Genomic DNA, 16330 nt, shown 5'->3' with positions numbered 1-16330 from the left:
AGAAATTCCTTGTTTTGCTGGGCTTAGTCCGTTCTACTGTTACAAAGCATGTTACAAAACGGACCCTGCCATGGCTGGCGCGCAACGATACCTCTTGAACCGATCCGGCAGATTCTTCGCGCGGCTGGTGGTGCCGAAAGACCTTCGACCCATCGTCGGCAAGACCGAACTGCGCGCACCCCTCGGGCCGGATCGCAGAACCGCAATGAAGCTATTGCCGGGCGCGGTGGCGCAGCTACAGCACCAGATCGCCCAAGCGGAACGAAAGGCGGCACCAGCTAACAGCACTGCCGCCCCAGCGCGCTATCCGCTGGCCCCGGATCAGATCGCGCTATCGCACTACCAGCAACGGATCGCCTTTGACGACCAGATGCGCAACAGCCCGTCATATGCGACTGTCTCGGCTATCGGGATTGATGATGGCTATGTTGAGCAACTGCGGGCGGGCGCGGCCGGCAGGCTGGCCGATCAGGAACTGGCCGACCTCATGGGAGCGCGGATCGAGCGTTTCCGGGCTGCCGGGAACCTCGACGCTGCGCCCGGCTCGGATGAATGGCGCACCATCGCCCGCGCCCTCTGTAGCGCCGAGCTAGAGGCGCTGGCGCGTATGGTGGAGCGCGACGAGGGCGACTTTACCGGCCAGCCCTCTACGCCCCTGCTGGTCAACGCCAAGCCGCCCGAGGACGAACCCGAGCCGGTAAGCCTTGCGAAGCTCTGGAATGACTATGTGAAAGCCCGCACCATGGCGGGCTTTATGAAGGACGGCGGGCGGCGGCAACGCCCGGTGATCGAGAGCTTGCGAAAATTCCTCGGACATAGCGATGCCCGCAAGGTAACGCGCAAAGACCTTATGTCATGGCGCGACGACCTCTTGAACAGGATCAGCGCAAAGACCGTTGCGGGCATCTATCTTTCGACCATTCGAACCCTATGGGCTTGGGCTGTTGAGAACGACCGCCTGTCCGAGAATGTTGCCGAGAACGTCAAGCAGGCGAAGCCCAAGCGCCAGCGCAGCCGCGATCCGGGGTATTCGGACAAGGAGGCGTTGGCGATCTTGAACGCATCGCGCGATTATCAGCCGACACCCGATCCGTTCGGGCATATCCGCGAACATGCAACCACCATCGCGGCTAAGCGATGGGCACCCATCTTGTGCGCGTTTAGTGGCGCGAGGATTAGCGAAATCCTGCAACTGCGGAAGGCCGATGTTTTCCAAGAGGGCGACCGCTGGGTGATGCGGATAAGCCCCGATGCCGGCACGGTGAAGGCGGGTGACTTCCGAGATGTGCCCATTCATCAGCAGATTTTGGCCTTGGGTTTCCTCGACCATGTGAAGGCTGCCAAGGATGGCCCGCTATTCAATTCCTCGACCGATCCGGCGAAATCGGCCCGTTCGGCGCAACGGCAATCCGAGCGCCTAGCGGCTTGGCTCCATGAGCAAGAGCTTGTCCCCGAGGGGCTGCAACCCAACCACGCTTGGCGGCACCGGCTGAAAACCCAAGCGCGTGATCTTGGGCTTGATATGCGGATTGTGAACGCCATTCAGGGGCATTCGGATAAGGATATGTCGGATGGGTATGGGACTGTCAGTCTCACCGCCAAGGCCCGCGTGATCGACGCATTGCCGGAATATAACTTGAAATGAGATAATGGCGCACTTGCAATAACTAAAAGTTATGATACGTTATAACGTATCAATTTTGCGAGTGTCACGTTGTCGAGTATCACCAAGCGCCTTGCCCGGTTGTTCGGGCAAGGCGTCACCGAACAAAAAGCCTTCACCCTGACCAGCCCCGAGGCGTTCGGCCTCTTCGGTGGCCTGCCTGTCCGGTCTGGCGTTACCGTCACCAGCGAAACCGCCCTGCGCGTTCCTGCCGTCGCTGCTGCTGTCGGGCTTATCTCGGAAGCCTGCGGAAATCTGCCGTTCAAGCTGCATGACCGCGACACGCGCAAGGCGCAGAAGGATCATGCCGCCTATGAACTGATCCACGGCGAGGCGAACCCATGGACCAGCGCCGAGGAACTGCGGGAACAGCTTACCCGCGATGCGCTGCTGACCGGCCACGGTTTTGCCGGTGTGGTGCGCAATAGTGAAGGCAAGCCGATTTGGCTGCAACGGATAGAACCCGGCGCGGTCTTGGTCGAAACCGACGATTACGGCGAACCCTCTTACCGCATCCGCCAGAAAGGCGGCGGTGACACGGTGCTGCCTTATACCGAGATGCTGCATATCTCGACACTGGACGGCAAATCCCCGATCACCCATGCCAAGGAAGCTATCGGCCTTGCGCTGGCAGCGGAACAGCACCTTGCGAACTGGTATAGCCGTTCCGGGCGCCCGAGCGGTTATCTGGCGACCACCGAAAAGCTAAGCGGTAACAATGCCACCGCTGAACTTGAAAACATGATCAAGCGGTGGAACGAAGTTAATACCGGGGAAAACGCTGGCCGCACCGCGATTCTGGATCGGGGTTTTCAATACTACCCGCTCGCCACCAGCAACACGGATGCCGAGTTCTACACGAACCGGATTGAGCAAATCCGCGAGATTGCCCGCGCCTTCCGCATCCCCCCGACGATGCTTTTTGAACTGTCGCGCGGAACTTGGTCCAATACGGAACAGATGGGCCAGCAATTTCTAACCCTGACCCTTCGCCCGTGGCTGAAACGCTGGGCTTCCGCCTATGCCCGCGTCCTGCTGTCCCCCGAGGATCGCAAGGCCCTGTATATCGAGGCCGAAACCAAAGACCTGCTGGCGGTGGACTTCGCGGCGCAGGCCACCGCGTATTCGCAATACGTCGCCATGCGCGCCATGACCCCGAACGAGGTCCGCGCCGGCCTGAACCTGCCGCCCATGGAAGGCGGCGATGAGCTTGCCAATCCCTTCACCACCTCGGGCGGCACGACCGTTCCGGCACCAAAACCCCAAGAGGAAAAGCCCCGATGAATGACACCACGCAAAGCCCGCTGGAAATGCTGGCGGCGCTGGAAATCGCCTTGGCGTTGGTCAATGCCGGCATTCTGACCGCCGACGAACTGCGCGCCATGATCGGCCTGCCCGTCAAGGCTGACGCATGATCACCGCAACCGCTTTCTTTGGCGACAAGGAACGCCCTTTCACCCTGTCCGACGACATGGTGGCGGAACTGGAAGCCAAGACCGAAACCGGCATTGGCGTCCTGTATCAGCGCCTCTTGGGCCACGCCTTCAAGCTGGCCGATCTGTCCGAGGTTATCCGCCTTGGCCTGATCGGCGGCGGCACCAACCCCGAGGAAGCCGACCGGCTGGTCAGCACCTACGCCCGCAATCGCCCGGTTGCCGAGGTGCTGCCGCTCGCCACCGCGATCCTAGCCGCCCGCTGGCTGGGTGCTGATGAGGTGCAGGCCGATGGCTGATCTTGAAACCCTCGACCGGATCGAAACCAAGGCGCAGCTTACCGTTTCGGAAGCTGGTGAAATCTCTGGTATCGCGTGGCCTTTCTCTGGCCCGGATAGCATTGGCGACACGATTGAGCCGGGTGCGTTCATTATCCCGTCGCAACTGCCAATTTGCCTTGAGCATGACAAATCAAAGGCGATTGGCGTTTGGGAAACCATCACCGAAACCGCCAAGGGCTTGGAGGTGAAAGGCCGGTTGTTCCTTGAAGGGATCACCACGGCAAAATCCGCGCATCGCTATTTGAAGAATGGCGTTATTAAGGGCCTATCTGTTTCCTTCAACAAAGCCCTTTATCAGCCCATGCCAAACGGCGGACGAAAATTCTATGAGGTTTCGCTTACAGAAATCTCACTCTGCCAAAGCCCAGTCCACCCCGAGGCGCGGATTAGCGCCGTTAAATCGCAATCCACGAACACGGAGTATAAAGTGGAAAACGAAGAACTGAACCAAGACGAAAACAAAGCCAAAACCCCGGCCAACGATGCGGCCCAGATCGACACCAAGGCGCTGAATGCCGTGCTGTCGCGGCTGGACAAGCTGGAAGCCAAGGCGAACCGCCCCGGCGCACCGGCTGTCCATTTGGGCAACGTCGAAAAGGCAACCAAGGCTTTCGTGGACTTCATCCGCACGGGTGACGCCTCGGAACTGAAAGCCCTTGCCGTCAGCGCCCCCTCGACCGGCGGCATTCTGGCCCCGGACTCGACCAGCACCACCATTCTGGAAAAGGTGGTGGAGATGTCGCCGATCCGCCAGCTTGCGACCGTCATTCAGATGAGCGGCCCGTCGCTGAAGGTGCCCCGGCTGGTGGATAGCGTGGAGCCGCAGATCGTGGCCGAGACCGGCACCAAGCCCGACGACGAACCCAGCTTTGAGGAAATCACGCTGGAACCGTTCCTTGCCGGTGTCAGCGTTCCCATGACGCTTTCGCTGCTGGAAGATTCGCACGTCAACCTTGACGCATTCGTCACCGGCCATATCGCCAAGCAATTCGCGCTGAAGGAATCGCAATGGTTCGTCAACGGCGACGGCACCACCGCCCCGGAAGGCGTCATGTCGGCATCGGCGGGTATCGAGGAACTGGACGGCACCGCCGCGACCGTGCAGCCCAATGACCTTGTGCGCATGTTCTATGAACTGCCCCAGGAACATGCCGCCAACGGCGCATGGCTCATGAACCCGCAAACCATCGCCGCAATCCGTATGCTGGCGAACCAGACCGGCGATTATCTCTGGCAGGAAGGGCTTGCCAGCGGCCAGCCCGCCACGCTGCTGGGCCGCCCGGTCTATGCTTCGCGCGACATGCCCGAGGTTGCGCCGGATAGCACCCCGGTTCTGTTCGGTGACTTCGCTTTCGGCTACACGATTGCCGACCGCGTGGGGCTGGAACTGATCCGCGACGGCATCACGGGCGCAAAGACGGATATTTTCCGCATCACCGCCCGCCGCCGCGTGGGTGCGCGCGTCACCATGCCATCGGCCTTCATCAAGCTGCGCACCGCCAGCTAATGCAAATTTGTCCCGCATATGAAACGACCCTGCGCCACGGCAACCAAGCCGTGACGCTAAGGGCGTCCCTGCGGGCTGCCGTCGCCTTGGACAACCTTCCGGGCGGCATTCCCGGCGCATGGGATTCCGTCATGCGCCAGAGCGCCAAGCCGATGTTTGAGCGCGAACCCGCTTACAATCCCGAAAAGACCCTAGGTCATGTTGACAAATGGCGGAGCCAGAGCCTGATGCAGGCGACGTCGACGAAGCCAAGGAAGCTTTCGGCGGTTTTGTCGTAGCGGGTTGCAAGGCGGCGGCTATTTTTCAGCTTGTTGAAGCAGCGCTCGACCATGTTGCGCAGGGTGTAGATGGTCATGTCGACAGCCTTGCGCACCCTTCGGTTCCTTCGCATCGGTATCATGGGCAGGGCGTTGCGGCTCTCGATGTCTTCCCGAATTTTATCAGAGTCATAGCCCCTGTCGGCGACCAGAACTGCTGGTTGCGGCAGGTTGTCGGCCATCACCATATCATAGCCGGTGTAGTCGGAATCCTGCCCCGGCGTGATCTCGGTCCTCATCGGGAGGCCTGCGCCGTTGACGCGGAGATGGATCTTGGTCGAGAAGCCACCTCTCGAACGGCCAAGAGCCTCTTTCGGAGTCCCCCTTTTGCGCCCGCCGCATGATGATGGGCGCGGATCACAGTGCTATCAACCATCTGGAGCTTGTCTGGCGCGATCCCAGCGTGGTTCAGCGCATCCAGGATATCCTCCCACAGTCCCGCCAAAGTCCAGCGGCGGAACTGACGGTAGACCGAGGACCACTTGCCAAACTCTTCGGGCAGATCGCGCCATGGCGCACCAGTCCTTGCGATCCAGAATATACCATTCAGAACAAGACGATGGTCCGCAGGTTTCCGCCCGTTAGGGTGCCGGACGGCACGAATGAAGCCCTCGAAGAAGGTCCACTCATCGTCGGATATCAGGTTGCGTGCCAAGTTCATCTCCCACGTAGAGATGAGCTTGAATCATAGGACGACTGCCAGAGGAATCCCTTTTGTCAACACGACCTAGCTTCACCTATCGCGGCGAAACCCTCACCCTAAACCAATGGGAAAGCAGAACCGGGATTAAACGAAACACTATTTATTATCGGTTAATACATGGTTGGCCTATTGAGGATGCGCTAACTGTGCCGGCTGGTAGCAAGCGCCCGAGCTATTTTCCGAATGAATTACAGCCTAACTGATTATACCTGTCGGATAGAGCAACAAGGCGAGTATCACGCAGAGTATTTGTTTCTTTATCAAGCGTCATGACCCCCATTCCGCTTCCCGGTTCACGCATTTGTCGCATTATCTCTGCGCATTCGCTTATCATGGGGTTGATAGATGTTATTCCGACAATGCGCTGCTCCATATCGGAAATGCGCTGATGAAGGGCGACATTTTCAGAAGCCATCTTATCGAGGGCCGAATCCATTTTGGCTTTTAGTTCTGCTTGGCTTTCTTGCAGAAACTTTATTTGTTCATTCCTTTTCGCATACTCGGCTGGAAGAGCTCCGAACCAGAGAATTACAGCGCCAATCACTAGAACCAACAACGGAGCCACGAAGTTTGTAAGGAAGTCCTTTAGTGTCATTGATAGCCTCAACCAAGAATCACCAACCTGTGATTGCCCGGTTGTGTGACCCGGTTCAAGTAAGCGCTTACTTATCCGGCCCGGGGGTGTTCCCGAACTTCCGCACCATCTTGGGAACCGGCGGGGGGAGGCACGCGCAAGACAGGCCGAATATAATTTTTTGTTATGATTATGATGTGATAACGTAACCTCTAGTTATGAGTGTTGCGAGTGTCCAATGCCCCTGCCTTCCGCCCTTGTGAGGGCGCACCTGAACTTCCTGCCGGATGAAACCGCCGATGATGCGATCTTGACCCACTACGGCAACGTGGCCGAGGCGTGGGTTGCGTCCTATACCGGCCTGCCTTTCGACGCCGACAATCCGCTGATGCTGCAAGCCGCCCTGATGCTGGTGGCGCATCAGTATGAGGCCCGCGAGGCCGTCACCTTTGCCTCTGCCTATCAGCTTCCTTTCGGCGTCACCGATCTGCTGTCCGGTATCAAGCGGCAGGTTGTCGGCTATGTGCCCGAGGTGGAGGCCAGCACCGATGGCTAAGCTGGTCACTGGGTCATGTTGACAAATGGCGGAGCCAGAGCCTGATGCAGGCGACGTCGACGAAGCCAAGGAAGCTTTCGGCGGTTTTGTCGTAGCGGGTTGCAAGGCGGCGGCTATTTTTCAGCTTGTTGAAGCAGCGCTCGACCATGTTGCGCAGGGTGTAGATGGTCATGTCGACAGCCTTGCGCACCCTTCGGTTCCTTCGCATCGGTATCATGGGCAGGGCGTTGCGGCTCTCGATGTCTTCCCGAATTTTATCAGAGTCATAGCCCCTGTCGGCGACCAGAACTGCTGGTTGCGGCAGGTTGTCGGCCATCACCATATCATAGCCGGTGTAGTCGGAATCCTGCCCCGGCGTGATCTCGGTCCTCATCGGGAGGCCTGCGCCGTTGACGCGGAGATGGATCTTGGTCGAGAAGCCACCTCTCGAACGGCCAAGAGCCTCTTTCGGAGTCCCCCTTTTGCGCCCGCCGCATGATGATGGGCGCGGATCACAGTGCTATCAACCATCTGGAGCTTGTCTGGCGCGATCCCAGCGTGGTTCAGCGCATCCAGGATATCCTCCCACAGTCCCGCCAAAGTCCAGCGGCGGAACTGACGGTAGACCGAGGACCACTTGCCAAACTCTTCGGGCAGATCGCGCCATGGCGCACCAGTCCTTGCGATCCAGAATATACCATTCAGAACAAGACGATGGTCCGCAGGTTTCCGCCCGTTAGGGTGCCGGACGGCACGAATGAAGCCCTCGAAGAAGGTCCACTCATCGTCGGATATCAGGTTGCGTGCCAAGTTCATCTCCCACGTAGAGATGAGCTTGAATCATAGGACGACTGCCAGAGGAATCCCTTTTGTCAACACGACCTAGGAACGATTATGGGCAGGTTATGGGGTTGGTCGGCTTTCTTGAGAAGCGCAAGCCCTTCCGTAAAAAGATTCTGAATGATGCCGAACGCCGTCTTGGCAAGATGCTAGATGACTGCTGGCATGAGGTCTGCGAAGTCGCGCGCGTGTTGCACAATCGTAAAACGCTGACGGGTGAACATTTGTCAGAGATCATCCAGCTAGGCGAGGCGAAAAAAGCCGCCTGATCCCATGCGACAAACCACCGCGTCAGCCGTAATTATCATGTAACGGGCTGGCGCGGCCCGGTGGTTGCACCAGAAGGACACCATACGCGCTGCGATTAGACGGCGAGTGCGCGGGCAGTATTCCCCCGAAAACCCCGTCACGGTGCGGCGATCGCCTTCTCCGGTCGCGCGGCACCCGGAACCTTACTTAGCATGCGAATGGGAAGGGGGGGGGAGCAATCCCCGCCCTTTCTGCATGGATATGACGTAACGTCACTTAGCCCATTTCTAGGGGCGTCACAATGTTACAAAACCTCTTGTAAGCTATTGATTCGTAAAGTTCCCGTCAGTTTTCAAGTCCCTCCACCCGCACCACTTTGCAATCAAAGGATAACTCTGCCTCGGCCGCAATCCGTCCCGGATCGACGCGAACCGCTTCGGCATGTCGCGACCCGGTCGCGGCGGGCGGTCGGATGCGCTTCTGGCCGGGCTGCGCTCCCCCCATCGCTCGCCACGTCCGCCCGCTGAGCGACCGGATTGCCGCGCCGGGCATGACGGCGGCAAGGTGCGGCACCTGATGCCGCAGGGCCGCGCAGGCGTATTCCCTTCGCGGCCCTGCGCCGTTAGCCTGCCTGCATCTGGCGACGCCCATTCAGCAAGGAGCATGAAATGAAGCTTGGTCTTACCCTGGCAGGTGGCGCGTTGCTTCTTGCCGGCTGTGCCGGCACGGATCGCTATGGCGACATCATCGCGCGATCCGTCCCGCCAAGCGATTCCCTGAAGGCCGAGATCGTCAAGGGCGCCGAACGTCTCGTCTACGATCCGGCCTCGATCCGCTATGCCGAGATCTCCAACGTCGCCACCTTTGCGGACGGGTTGCAGGGCGTTTGCGTGCGGGCGGACAGCAAGAACGTCTCGGGCGTCTATGTCGGCGTGCACAATATCGGCATCCCGATCCGCGACGGAAAACCCGCCGGCGGAAGCCTGGATCATCCGATCTGCAACCGCACCGACGTGCCCTGGCACAAGTTCCCCGAGCTTGAGCGGCTGGGAGCCCGATAGGCCCGGCGCCGACCCGGGGAAAGGCGGGAATGGCGGGCGTCCCTTTCCCAAAGGGTCCCCGCGGTGTTCCCGGTCGCCGGCCCCACATCCCGCCGCCGGTGGCGCTTCCGAGCGACCGCTGCGGGCAGGGACAGGGCCCGCCGACTCACCCCGCAACCTGGGGCTGATCGCGCCGGGCGTGGTTTGTTCCCGGCAGGTCGCTTGCAAAACAACGCCTTAGCCTTGGGGCGTTGATGGTTTGTTTACCTGTCTTAAAGGGCAACTGGCCGAAAAGATGCGGATCGTTTTAATTGCATCCTATTAAGTGATCTCAATTGTTGGTTGGTGAGTGATGTTGGTGAATGGCAAGGCCACGCATGCTTCGGGCATGCATTATCCCCATGGCGACAATGGCAGCCTGACCTTTCTGCAGGTCTCGGGGATCGAGGTCGGCGGTCTGGGCTTCTCTGGCTCGCTGGCGGATTGGTGCGAGCAGGGCTTCTCGATCTGCGAGAGCTACCTGATCGAGGCGCAGACCCTCTTCATCGAAGGCGACGCGTCGGGTTTCCTGGACATGGCCGAGGCGCAATTCGACCCCGAGCTCGAGGACGAGGTGCTGATCCATGCCAACGCCCTGTTGCGGGGCGTGGCCTTCCGCCGCCTGGCCGGGCGGGTGCAGCTCATCGAGACCGGGGATGCGCCGCTGGGCCTGAACTGGGCCGCCATCGCCAACCTCTGGCGCGCGATGGAGACCACCAAGGGCGACATGCGCATGCCGCGCCTGCAACCCGCCTTCGAGCAGAAGCTGCGCGCGGCCATGCGGCTGAGTTGACCGCGGGCGCCCGGATCTCGCGATGCTTGGATCGTGGGCGGGTTTTGGCTATGACGGCGGTCCAGACCTCAGAGGATGCCGCCCGTGGATGCAACCGACCGCATAGCCCGCACCATCGCCGCCGAGATCGCTGCCCGCCCCGACCAGGTGGCGGCGGCCTCGGCCCTGCTGGACGGGGGCGCCACGGTGCCCTTCGTCGCCCGCTATCGCAAGGAGGTGACGGGCGGGCTGGACGACACGCAGCTGCGCACGCTGTCCGAACGGCTGGCCTATCTGCGCGAACTCGAGGCGCGGCGGGCCTCGATCCTCGAATCCATCAAGGGGCAGGGCAAGCTGACCGACGCGCTGGCCCGCGCCATCGCCGGGGCGGAAACCAAGGCCACGCTGGAAGACATCTACCTGCCCTTCAAGCCCAAGCGCCGCACCAAGGCGATGATCGCGCGGGAAAACGGGCTGGAGCCGCTGCTGCGCGCCATCCAGGACAACCGCGCCGCCGAGCCCGAGGCGCTGGCGGCGGGCTATATCTCGGAATCGGTGCCGGATGTGAAATCGGCGCTGGACGGCGCGCGCGACATCCTGGTCGAGGAGCTGTCCGAGAATGCGGCGCTGCTGGGCCGGCTGCGCGAATTCATGCAGGCCGAGGCGATTATCTCGGCCAGGGTGGTGCCGGGCAAGGAACAGGTCGGCGCCAAGTTCAGCGACTATTTCGACCAGTCCGAAAAATGGGCGAGCATCCCGGCGCATCGGGCGCTGGCGATCCTGCGCGGCGCCAAGGAGGAGGTGCTGACCATCGAGATCGCGCCCGAGCCGGAAACCGGCGCGGCGCGGGCCGAGGGCATCGTCGCCTCGGCCCTGGACCGGCTGGGCGATCAGCCGGGCGACCGCTGGCTGCGCAAGGTGGCGGGCTGGTGCTGGCGGGTGCGGCTGTCGAACACGATGTATATCGACCTGCTGACCGAGCTGCGCACCCGCGCCCATGCAGAGGCGATCCGGGTTTTCGCCCGCAACCTGCGCGACCTGCTGCTGGCCTCGCCCGCCGGGCCGCGCCCGACCATCGGCCTGGACCCCGGCATCCGCACCGGAGTCAAGCTGGCGGCGGTGGACGGCACGGGCAAGCTGGTCGAGACCGCGACGCTTTACCCGTTCCCGCCGAAATCCGACCTGCGCGGGGCAGAGGCCGCGCTGGCCGCCGCCATCGTCAAGCACAGGATCGAGCTGATCGCCATCGGTAACGGCACCGCCAGCCGCGAGACCGAGCGTTTCGTGGCCGAGGTGCTCAAGCGCCTGCCCGAAGGCGTGAAGCCGCCGGTGAAGGTGATCGTCTCCGAGGCCGGGGCCTCGGTCTATTCCGCCTCGGAGCTGGCGGCGAAGGAGTTCCCGGGGCTCGACGTGTCCTTGCGCGGCGCGGTCTCGATCGCCCGGCGCCTGCAGGACCCGCTGGCGGAACTGGTCAAGGTGCCGCCCGAATCGATCGGCGTCGGCCAGTATCAGCATGACGTGGACCAGCGGCAGCTGGCCAAGACGCTGGAGGCGGTGGTCGAGGATGCAGTGAACGCGGTGGGGGTGGACCTGAACACCGCTTCGGCGCCCCTGCTTGCGCATGTGGCCGGGCTGGGACCGTCGCTGGCGCAGAACATCGTGGCCTGGCGCGACGAGAACGGCGCCTTCCCGTCCCGGGCGGCGCTAAAGAAGGTCGGCGGGCTTGGCCCGCGCGCCTTCGAGCAATGCGCGGGCTTCCTGCGCATCCGCGACGGCAAGGAGCCGCTGGACGCCTCGGCCGTCCATCCCGAGGCTTACGGCGTCGCCCGCCGCATCGTCGCCGCCTGCGGCCGCGACATCCGCCAGATCATGGGCAATGGCGCGGCGCTGAAGGGCATCCGGGCGGAGGCCTTCGTCGACGCGCATTTCGGCCTGCCGACCATCCGCGACATCCTCTCCGAGCTGGAAAAGCCCGGCCGCGACCCGCGCCCGAGCTTCGTTACCGCCAGCTTTGCCGAGGGGGTCGAGGATATCAAGGATCTGCGCCCCGGCATGGCGCTGGAAGGCACGGTGACGAATGTCGCGGCCTTCGGCGCCTTCGTCGATATCGGCGTGCATCAGGACGGGCTGGTGCATATCAGCCAGCTGGCCGACCGTTTCGTCAAGGACCCGAACGAGGTGGTGAAGGTCGGCGACGTGGTCAGGGTGCGGGTGACCGAGGTGGATGTGGCCAGGAAGCGCATCGGCTTGACTATGCGCAAGGACGGCGGTGCCGCCGCCCGCGAGGCGCAGAAGGAGCGCGGACCCAAGGCGCAGCCGGGACGCGGCCCGAAATCCGCCGCCCCTGCGGGCAAGGAGCAGCCCGGCGCCCTGGGCGCGGCGCTGCTGAACGCGCTGCGCAAGGATTAGGGGGCTCTGCCCCCGCCGCGCCTGCGGCGCGACTCCCCCGGGATATTTGGACAAGAAAGAAGCCGATCAGGGGGTGAGCAGAGCGGCGCGAAACGCCGGATCGGACAGCACGACCTCTTTCGTGCCGAGTTCTGCCGCCTGGCGGAGCGCGCGCGCGGTCTGGATCTGTGCGAATTCGACCGCCTGGGCCAGGCTGCGGCCTTGCCCCAGCGCAGCGGTGATCAGCCCGGCGAACAGGTCTCCGGTCCCGGCCAGCGCCACCGGCAGATGCGGGGTTGGATGGCGCGTCAGCCCTTGCGGTCCCAGGATCACGCTTTCCAGCATGCCGGGCGCGGTTTCGCGCAGCCGGCAGCCGGTCACGATCAGCTGGGCCTCGGGCGCCATGCGCAGCCCTCGCGCGGCACGGTGGATATCGGCCAGCTCGGCGATGGGTTGGCCGGTCAGCCAGGCGACCTCGAACGGGTTGGGCGAGGCGATGTCGGCCATGGGCAGCAGCCGGTCGCGGAAGGTGTCGGCGATTTCCCGGGGCACATAGAGGCCCGGCTGCTCGTCGCCCAGCACCGGGTCGCAGTAATAGCGCAGGCGCGGGTTCGCGGCCTTGGCCCGGGCGACGAAATCGGCCGTCAGCTGCGCCACCTCGACCGAGCCGATATAGCCGGTCAGCAGGACATCCGCGCGCCCGGGCAGGCCGCGATCCCAGAGGCCCTGCAGGAGATCGGCAAAGAAATCGCCGGGCAGCGGCCGGCCGCGCAGGCTGGGATAATCCGGGGTGTTGGAGAAGATCACCGTCGGGACGGGCGCCACCTCCAGCCCCGCGGCCAGCATCGGAAAGACCGCGGCGGAATTGCCGACATGGCCCATGACCACCTGGCTCTGGATCGAGATCACCAGCGGCCGGCTCATGCGCTGCCCTCCAGTCGCCTGGACCAGTCCTCGACCCGGCCGCTTTCCAGCCGGCGCACGGCATAGCGCCGCCAGCCCTCGGCCAGCACCTCCAGCGCGGCGATGCCCTGCAGCTCGTCCAGGTTCAGCCGGTCCACGTAGAGCGCATGCCAGAGCCGGCGCAATGTCCAGTCGGGCGCCACGCGGTCGATCCGCTCCAGCCGGTCGCCGGGGGCGACGATGCCGGGCTGCAGGACGCGGTAATACCAGCCGGTGCGGCCGCTTTGCTGCACGCGCCGCGCCATGTCCTCGACGCCGAAGCGGCGGTTCAGCTTCCAGCAGGGCTGGCGCCCCTGCGAGACCTGCACCAAGGCCGAGCCGAGCCGGAAGATGTCGCCCACCGCGACATCCGCCTCGATCAGCCCCCTGGTGGAGATGTTTTCGCCAAAAGCGCCGGGCGCCTCCAGCAATCCCCCGATTTCTCCGTTTTTCAAATACTCCACGGGGGGCCGGGGGTGTGAAACCCCCGGTGTTTCGGCCAGGCGCGGCCGTCCAAGCTCCACGCGCCAGGCTGCATAATGATCGAACGGATAGTGATGCACGGCCTTTTCCGGCCCGCCATGCACGCGGCGGTCGGCCTGTTCGTCGCCCTCGAATCCCTCGGGGCCAAGCGCCAGCGGCCGGTCCGCCGGGCGCTTGTCGATGCCGCTGAGCTGGTCGCTGCCGGGCAGGGGGGCGGCCTTGCCCGTCAGCAGGATGATCTGGGCCATGGTTCCCCCGGCTTGTCTGGATGCGGCCAGATTAGCCGAGGAACCGGCAGGCTCAAGGGATCATGGCCCGAGCGCGCCGGCTTCGGCCCGATTGCCGCTCTGCCCGTTCTCTGCGCGCGGCCCTGCGCATCTGCCCGCTTCCTGCGCAGATTGCGGCTGCACAGTGGGGGAGGCGTCGGATGCGTTGCAGGCGCGCGGTTCCGCTGGCACCTGCTGGGACGGGAGAGAGCAGGAAGCAGATGGACAAGCGCCTTTCGATCGTCGTCATCGAGCCCGACCCGGAGCGCGCCGCCCCGATCGTGGACGGGCTGCGCGAGATCGGCGACCACGATATCCGCATCATCTCCGAGGAGACCGGGCTGGCGCGCCATATCGCCGAATGCCGCCCCGACATCGTGCTGATCGACCTGGCCAACCCCTCGCGCGACGTGCTCGAGGAGCTGGCACTGGCCTCGGGCCCGACCGAGCGGCCGGTGGCGATGTTCGTGGACCGTTCGGACGAGCACCTGACCCGGGCGGCGGTCGAAGCCGGGATCTCGGCCTATGTCGTGGACGGGCTGCGCCCCGACCGCATCAAGCCGGTGCTGGACGCGGCCGTCGCGCGCTTTCACATGTTCCAGCGCATGCGGGCCGAACTGGCCGCGACCCGCGCGGCGCTGGAGGAGCGCAAGGTGATCGACCGCGCCAAGGCCGTGCTGATGAAGGCGCGCGGCATCGACGAGGAGGCCGCCTATGCGCTGCTGCGCAAGACGGCGATGGACCAGGGCAAGCGCGTGGCCGAGATCGCGCAGCAGCTGGTCCTGGCCGCGGGGTTGCTGTCATGCCGCTGACGCCCCTGCGCCTGGGCTATGTGCCGCTGATCGACGCAGCACCGCTGATCGTGGCGCGCGAGCTGGGCTTTGCCGCCGAGGAGGGGCTGGAATTCCAGCTGCTGCGGCTGGGCGCCTGGGCGCAGGCCCGCGACATGCTGGGTGCCGGGTTGATCGAGGCGGCGCATATGCTGGTGCCGATGCCGGTGGCGCAGGCGTTGGGGCTGGGGCCGGCGTTGCCGGACCTGGATCTGGTGATGTTCCTGTCGCAGGGCGGGCAGGCGGTCGCGGTCAGCGCCGCGTTGGCCGCCAGCATGCGCGAGCAGGGGCATGATTTCGATTTCTGGGATGCCCGCAAGGCGGGGCTTGCGTTGCACCGCGCCGCGCCCGGCCGGTTGCGGGTGGGCGTGCCGTTCCATTTCTCGACCCAGCTGGAGCTGATCCGCCACTGGCTCGGCGCCTGCGGCTTCGACCCGGCGCTGGAGGTCGTCACCGTGCCGCCGCCGCTGATGGCCGAATCCATGGCCGCGGGCGAGGTCGATGCCTTCTGCGTCGGCGAGCCCTGGGCGTCGAGCGCGGTGGACCGGGGGCTGGCCGCGCTGCTCTTGCCCGGCACGGCGATCTGGGCCTCGCCGCCGGAAAAGGGGCTGGTGCTGCGCCGCGACTTCACCGAAAGCCAGCCGCAGCTGACCGGCGCGCTGATGCGGGCGGTCTGGCGCGCCGGGCGCTGGCTCGACGAGCCCGAGAACCGCGACACCGCCGCCGAGATCCTGTCGCGGCGCGAATATCTGGACCTGCCGGCCGAGCTGGCCGAGCGCGGGCTGACCGGGCGGTTGCAGGTGACGCCCTCGGGCGAGATCCGCCATGTGCCGGGCTTCGTCGCCTTCCATGCCGGGGCGGCGAATTTTCCCTGGAAAAGCCTGGCTGCATTCTTTGCGCAGCGCATCGCCCTGCGCCACGGGCTGGAGCCGGGGCCGGCGATGGAAAAGGCGATGGCGCATTTCCGCACCGATCTTTACCGCCGGCATCTGCGCGAGGCGGGGGCGGCCTTGCCCGGTGCCTCGGCCCGGCTGGAAGGCGCGCTGGCCGAGGACCGCGAGGTCGCGGCGGAAAAGGGCCAGATGATTCTGCGCGCCGATGCCTTTTTCGACGGCACCATCTTCGAACCCCCTTTCGCCGGTTGAGCGTTTTGCAGGCAGGCCGGGCGCGGGGTTGCCCGGCTTTCGGGCGCAGGCTGCCGCGGATGCTGCGATGCCGCATCAAGGCTTGATCCGGCCAGCGCCCTGACCCAATCTTGCCTCATGGCCCGGCGCAACGGCGCGCTACCGGCCCGCTCGCAATGATGCGGCACGGGTTTCCGCAAGGGCGCGGAGATCCTCTCCTCCGAAAGTGCAAATCCGCTGCGGCCTTCCGCCGCCCGGCCGCGCTTTCCGACAGCCTTCGCCAT

Annotated in this window: 17 protein-coding genes; 12 read left to right on the top strand and 5 right to left on the bottom strand. The window is 63.9% G+C overall.

What is annotated here, in order from left to right; all coding sequences use genetic code 11:
* Window positions 1-70 precede the first annotated feature (70 nt).
* The 5 genes from LOS78_RS06605 (at window position 71) to LOS78_RS06590 (ending at window position 4944) form a co-directional block, all read left to right on the top strand.
* Entirely contained in the window at window positions 71-1645 is a 1575-nt protein-coding gene (locus LOS78_RS06605) for a tyrosine-type recombinase/integrase (RefSeq protein ID WP_230376307.1), read from the top strand.
* Window positions 1646-1714: 69 nt separating this feature from the next.
* Entirely contained in the window at window positions 1715-2947 is a 1233-nt protein-coding gene (locus tag LOS78_RS06600; protein ID WP_230376306.1) for a phage portal protein, read from the top strand.
* Window positions 2944-3078: a hypothetical protein gene (locus LOS78_RS22005; RefSeq protein ID WP_010398060.1), complete on the top strand. Its 135-nt coding sequence runs from the start codon at window positions 2944-2946 to the stop codon at window positions 3076-3078. Before LOS78_RS06600 ends, LOS78_RS22005 begins: the two co-directional genes overlap by 4 nt.
* Window positions 3075-3395 carry a gene transfer agent family protein gene (locus LOS78_RS06595; RefSeq protein ID WP_230376305.1) on the top strand — a complete coding sequence of 107 codons (321 nt, stop codon included), beginning with the start codon at window positions 3075-3077 and terminating at the stop codon, window positions 3393-3395. The genes LOS78_RS22005 and LOS78_RS06595 overlap by 4 nt, the downstream gene beginning before the upstream one ends.
* Entirely contained in the window at window positions 3388-4944 is a 1557-nt protein-coding gene (locus LOS78_RS06590; RefSeq protein ID WP_230376304.1) for a phage major capsid protein, read from the top strand. The genes LOS78_RS06595 and LOS78_RS06590 overlap by 8 nt, the downstream gene beginning before the upstream one ends.
* A 196-nt stretch (window positions 4945-5140) precedes the next feature.
* On the opposite strand, the gene LOS78_RS06585 is transcribed toward LOS78_RS06590, so the two are convergent.
* Window positions 5141-5922, bottom strand: a protein-coding gene (locus LOS78_RS06585) for an IS5 family transposase (protein WP_085999836.1) whose coding sequence is annotated in 2 segments (ribosomal slippage) — window positions 5141-5580 and window positions 5580-5922 — 783 coding nt in all. Because the reading frame shifts where the segments join, the coding sequence is not laid out codon by codon here.
* Between the two features lie 214 nt (window positions 5923-6136).
* Complete coding sequence (locus LOS78_RS06580; protein ID WP_230376303.1) at window positions 6137-6559, bottom strand: hypothetical protein; 423 nt, start codon at window positions 6557-6559, stop codon at window positions 6137-6139.
* Window positions 6560-6776: 217 nt separating this feature from the next.
* Between LOS78_RS06580 and LOS78_RS06575 the strand changes: the two genes are divergently transcribed.
* Window positions 6777-7094, top strand: a complete 318-nt coding sequence (locus LOS78_RS06575; RefSeq protein WP_019351453.1) for a head-tail connector protein — start codon at window positions 6777-6779, stop codon at window positions 7092-7094.
* 13 nt (window positions 7095-7107) lie between these two features.
* On the opposite strand, the gene LOS78_RS06570 is transcribed toward LOS78_RS06575, so the two are convergent.
* A protein-coding gene (locus tag LOS78_RS06570; protein WP_085999836.1) for an IS5 family transposase occupies window positions 7108-7889 on the bottom strand; the annotation gives its coding sequence in 2 pieces (ribosomal slippage) (window positions 7108-7547 and window positions 7547-7889; 783 coding nt in all).
* 95 nt (window positions 7890-7984) lie between these two features.
* Here LOS78_RS06570 and LOS78_RS06565 point away from each other — a divergent pair.
* The 4 genes from LOS78_RS06565 (at window position 7985) to LOS78_RS06550 (ending at window position 12422) form a co-directional block, all read left to right on the top strand.
* Window positions 7985-8182, top strand: coding sequence for a hypothetical protein (locus LOS78_RS06565; RefSeq protein ID WP_230376302.1), 198 nt, complete (start codon window positions 7985-7987; stop codon window positions 8180-8182).
* Between the two features lie 648 nt (window positions 8183-8830).
* A complete protein-coding gene (locus tag LOS78_RS06560; RefSeq protein ID WP_028713874.1) occupies window positions 8831-9223 on the top strand; it encodes a hypothetical protein in 393 nt (130 codons plus the stop codon).
* Between the two features lie 367 nt (window positions 9224-9590).
* Window positions 9591-10034 carry a hypothetical protein gene (locus LOS78_RS06555; protein WP_230376301.1) on the top strand — a complete coding sequence of 148 codons (444 nt, stop codon included), beginning with the start codon at window positions 9591-9593 and terminating at the stop codon, window positions 10032-10034.
* A 75-nt stretch (window positions 10035-10109) separates the two neighbouring features.
* Window positions 10110-12422: a Tex family protein gene (locus tag LOS78_RS06550; protein WP_230376300.1), complete on the top strand. Its 2313-nt coding sequence runs from the start codon at window positions 10110-10112 to the stop codon at window positions 12420-12422.
* A gap of 66 nt (window positions 12423-12488) precedes the next feature.
* On the opposite strand, the gene pdxY is transcribed toward LOS78_RS06550, so the two are convergent.
* Window positions 12489-13325, bottom strand: coding sequence for a pyridoxal kinase (gene pdxY, locus LOS78_RS06545; RefSeq protein WP_230376299.1), 837 nt, complete (start codon window positions 13323-13325; stop codon window positions 12489-12491).
* Window positions 13322-14074 (bottom strand): MOSC domain-containing protein, encoded by a 753-nt coding sequence (locus tag LOS78_RS06540; protein ID WP_230376298.1) that lies wholly within the window; start codon window positions 14072-14074, stop codon window positions 13322-13324. Before LOS78_RS06540 ends, pdxY begins: the two co-directional genes overlap by 4 nt.
* A 239-nt stretch (window positions 14075-14313) precedes the next feature.
* On the opposite strand from LOS78_RS06540, the gene LOS78_RS06535 reads away from it, so the two are divergent.
* Both LOS78_RS06535 and LOS78_RS06530 read left to right on the top strand, forming a co-directional pair.
* Window positions 14314-14904: an ANTAR domain-containing response regulator gene (locus LOS78_RS06535; RefSeq protein ID WP_028713869.1), complete on the top strand. Its 591-nt coding sequence runs from the start codon at window positions 14314-14316 to the stop codon at window positions 14902-14904.
* Entirely contained in the window at window positions 14895-16067 is a 1173-nt protein-coding gene (locus tag LOS78_RS06530; protein WP_230376297.1) for a CmpA/NrtA family ABC transporter substrate-binding protein, read from the top strand. Before LOS78_RS06535 ends, LOS78_RS06530 begins: the two co-directional genes overlap by 10 nt.
* Window positions 16068-16330: the final 263 nt, after the last annotated feature.

Origin of the sequence: Paracoccus sp. MA, assembly GCF_020990385.1 — a bacterium.
Taxonomy (GTDB): domain Bacteria; phylum Pseudomonadota; class Alphaproteobacteria; order Rhodobacterales; family Rhodobacteraceae; genus Paracoccus.
Note: the sequence above shows the minus strand (reverse complement) of the source record. Positions and strands in the feature narration are given on the sequence as shown.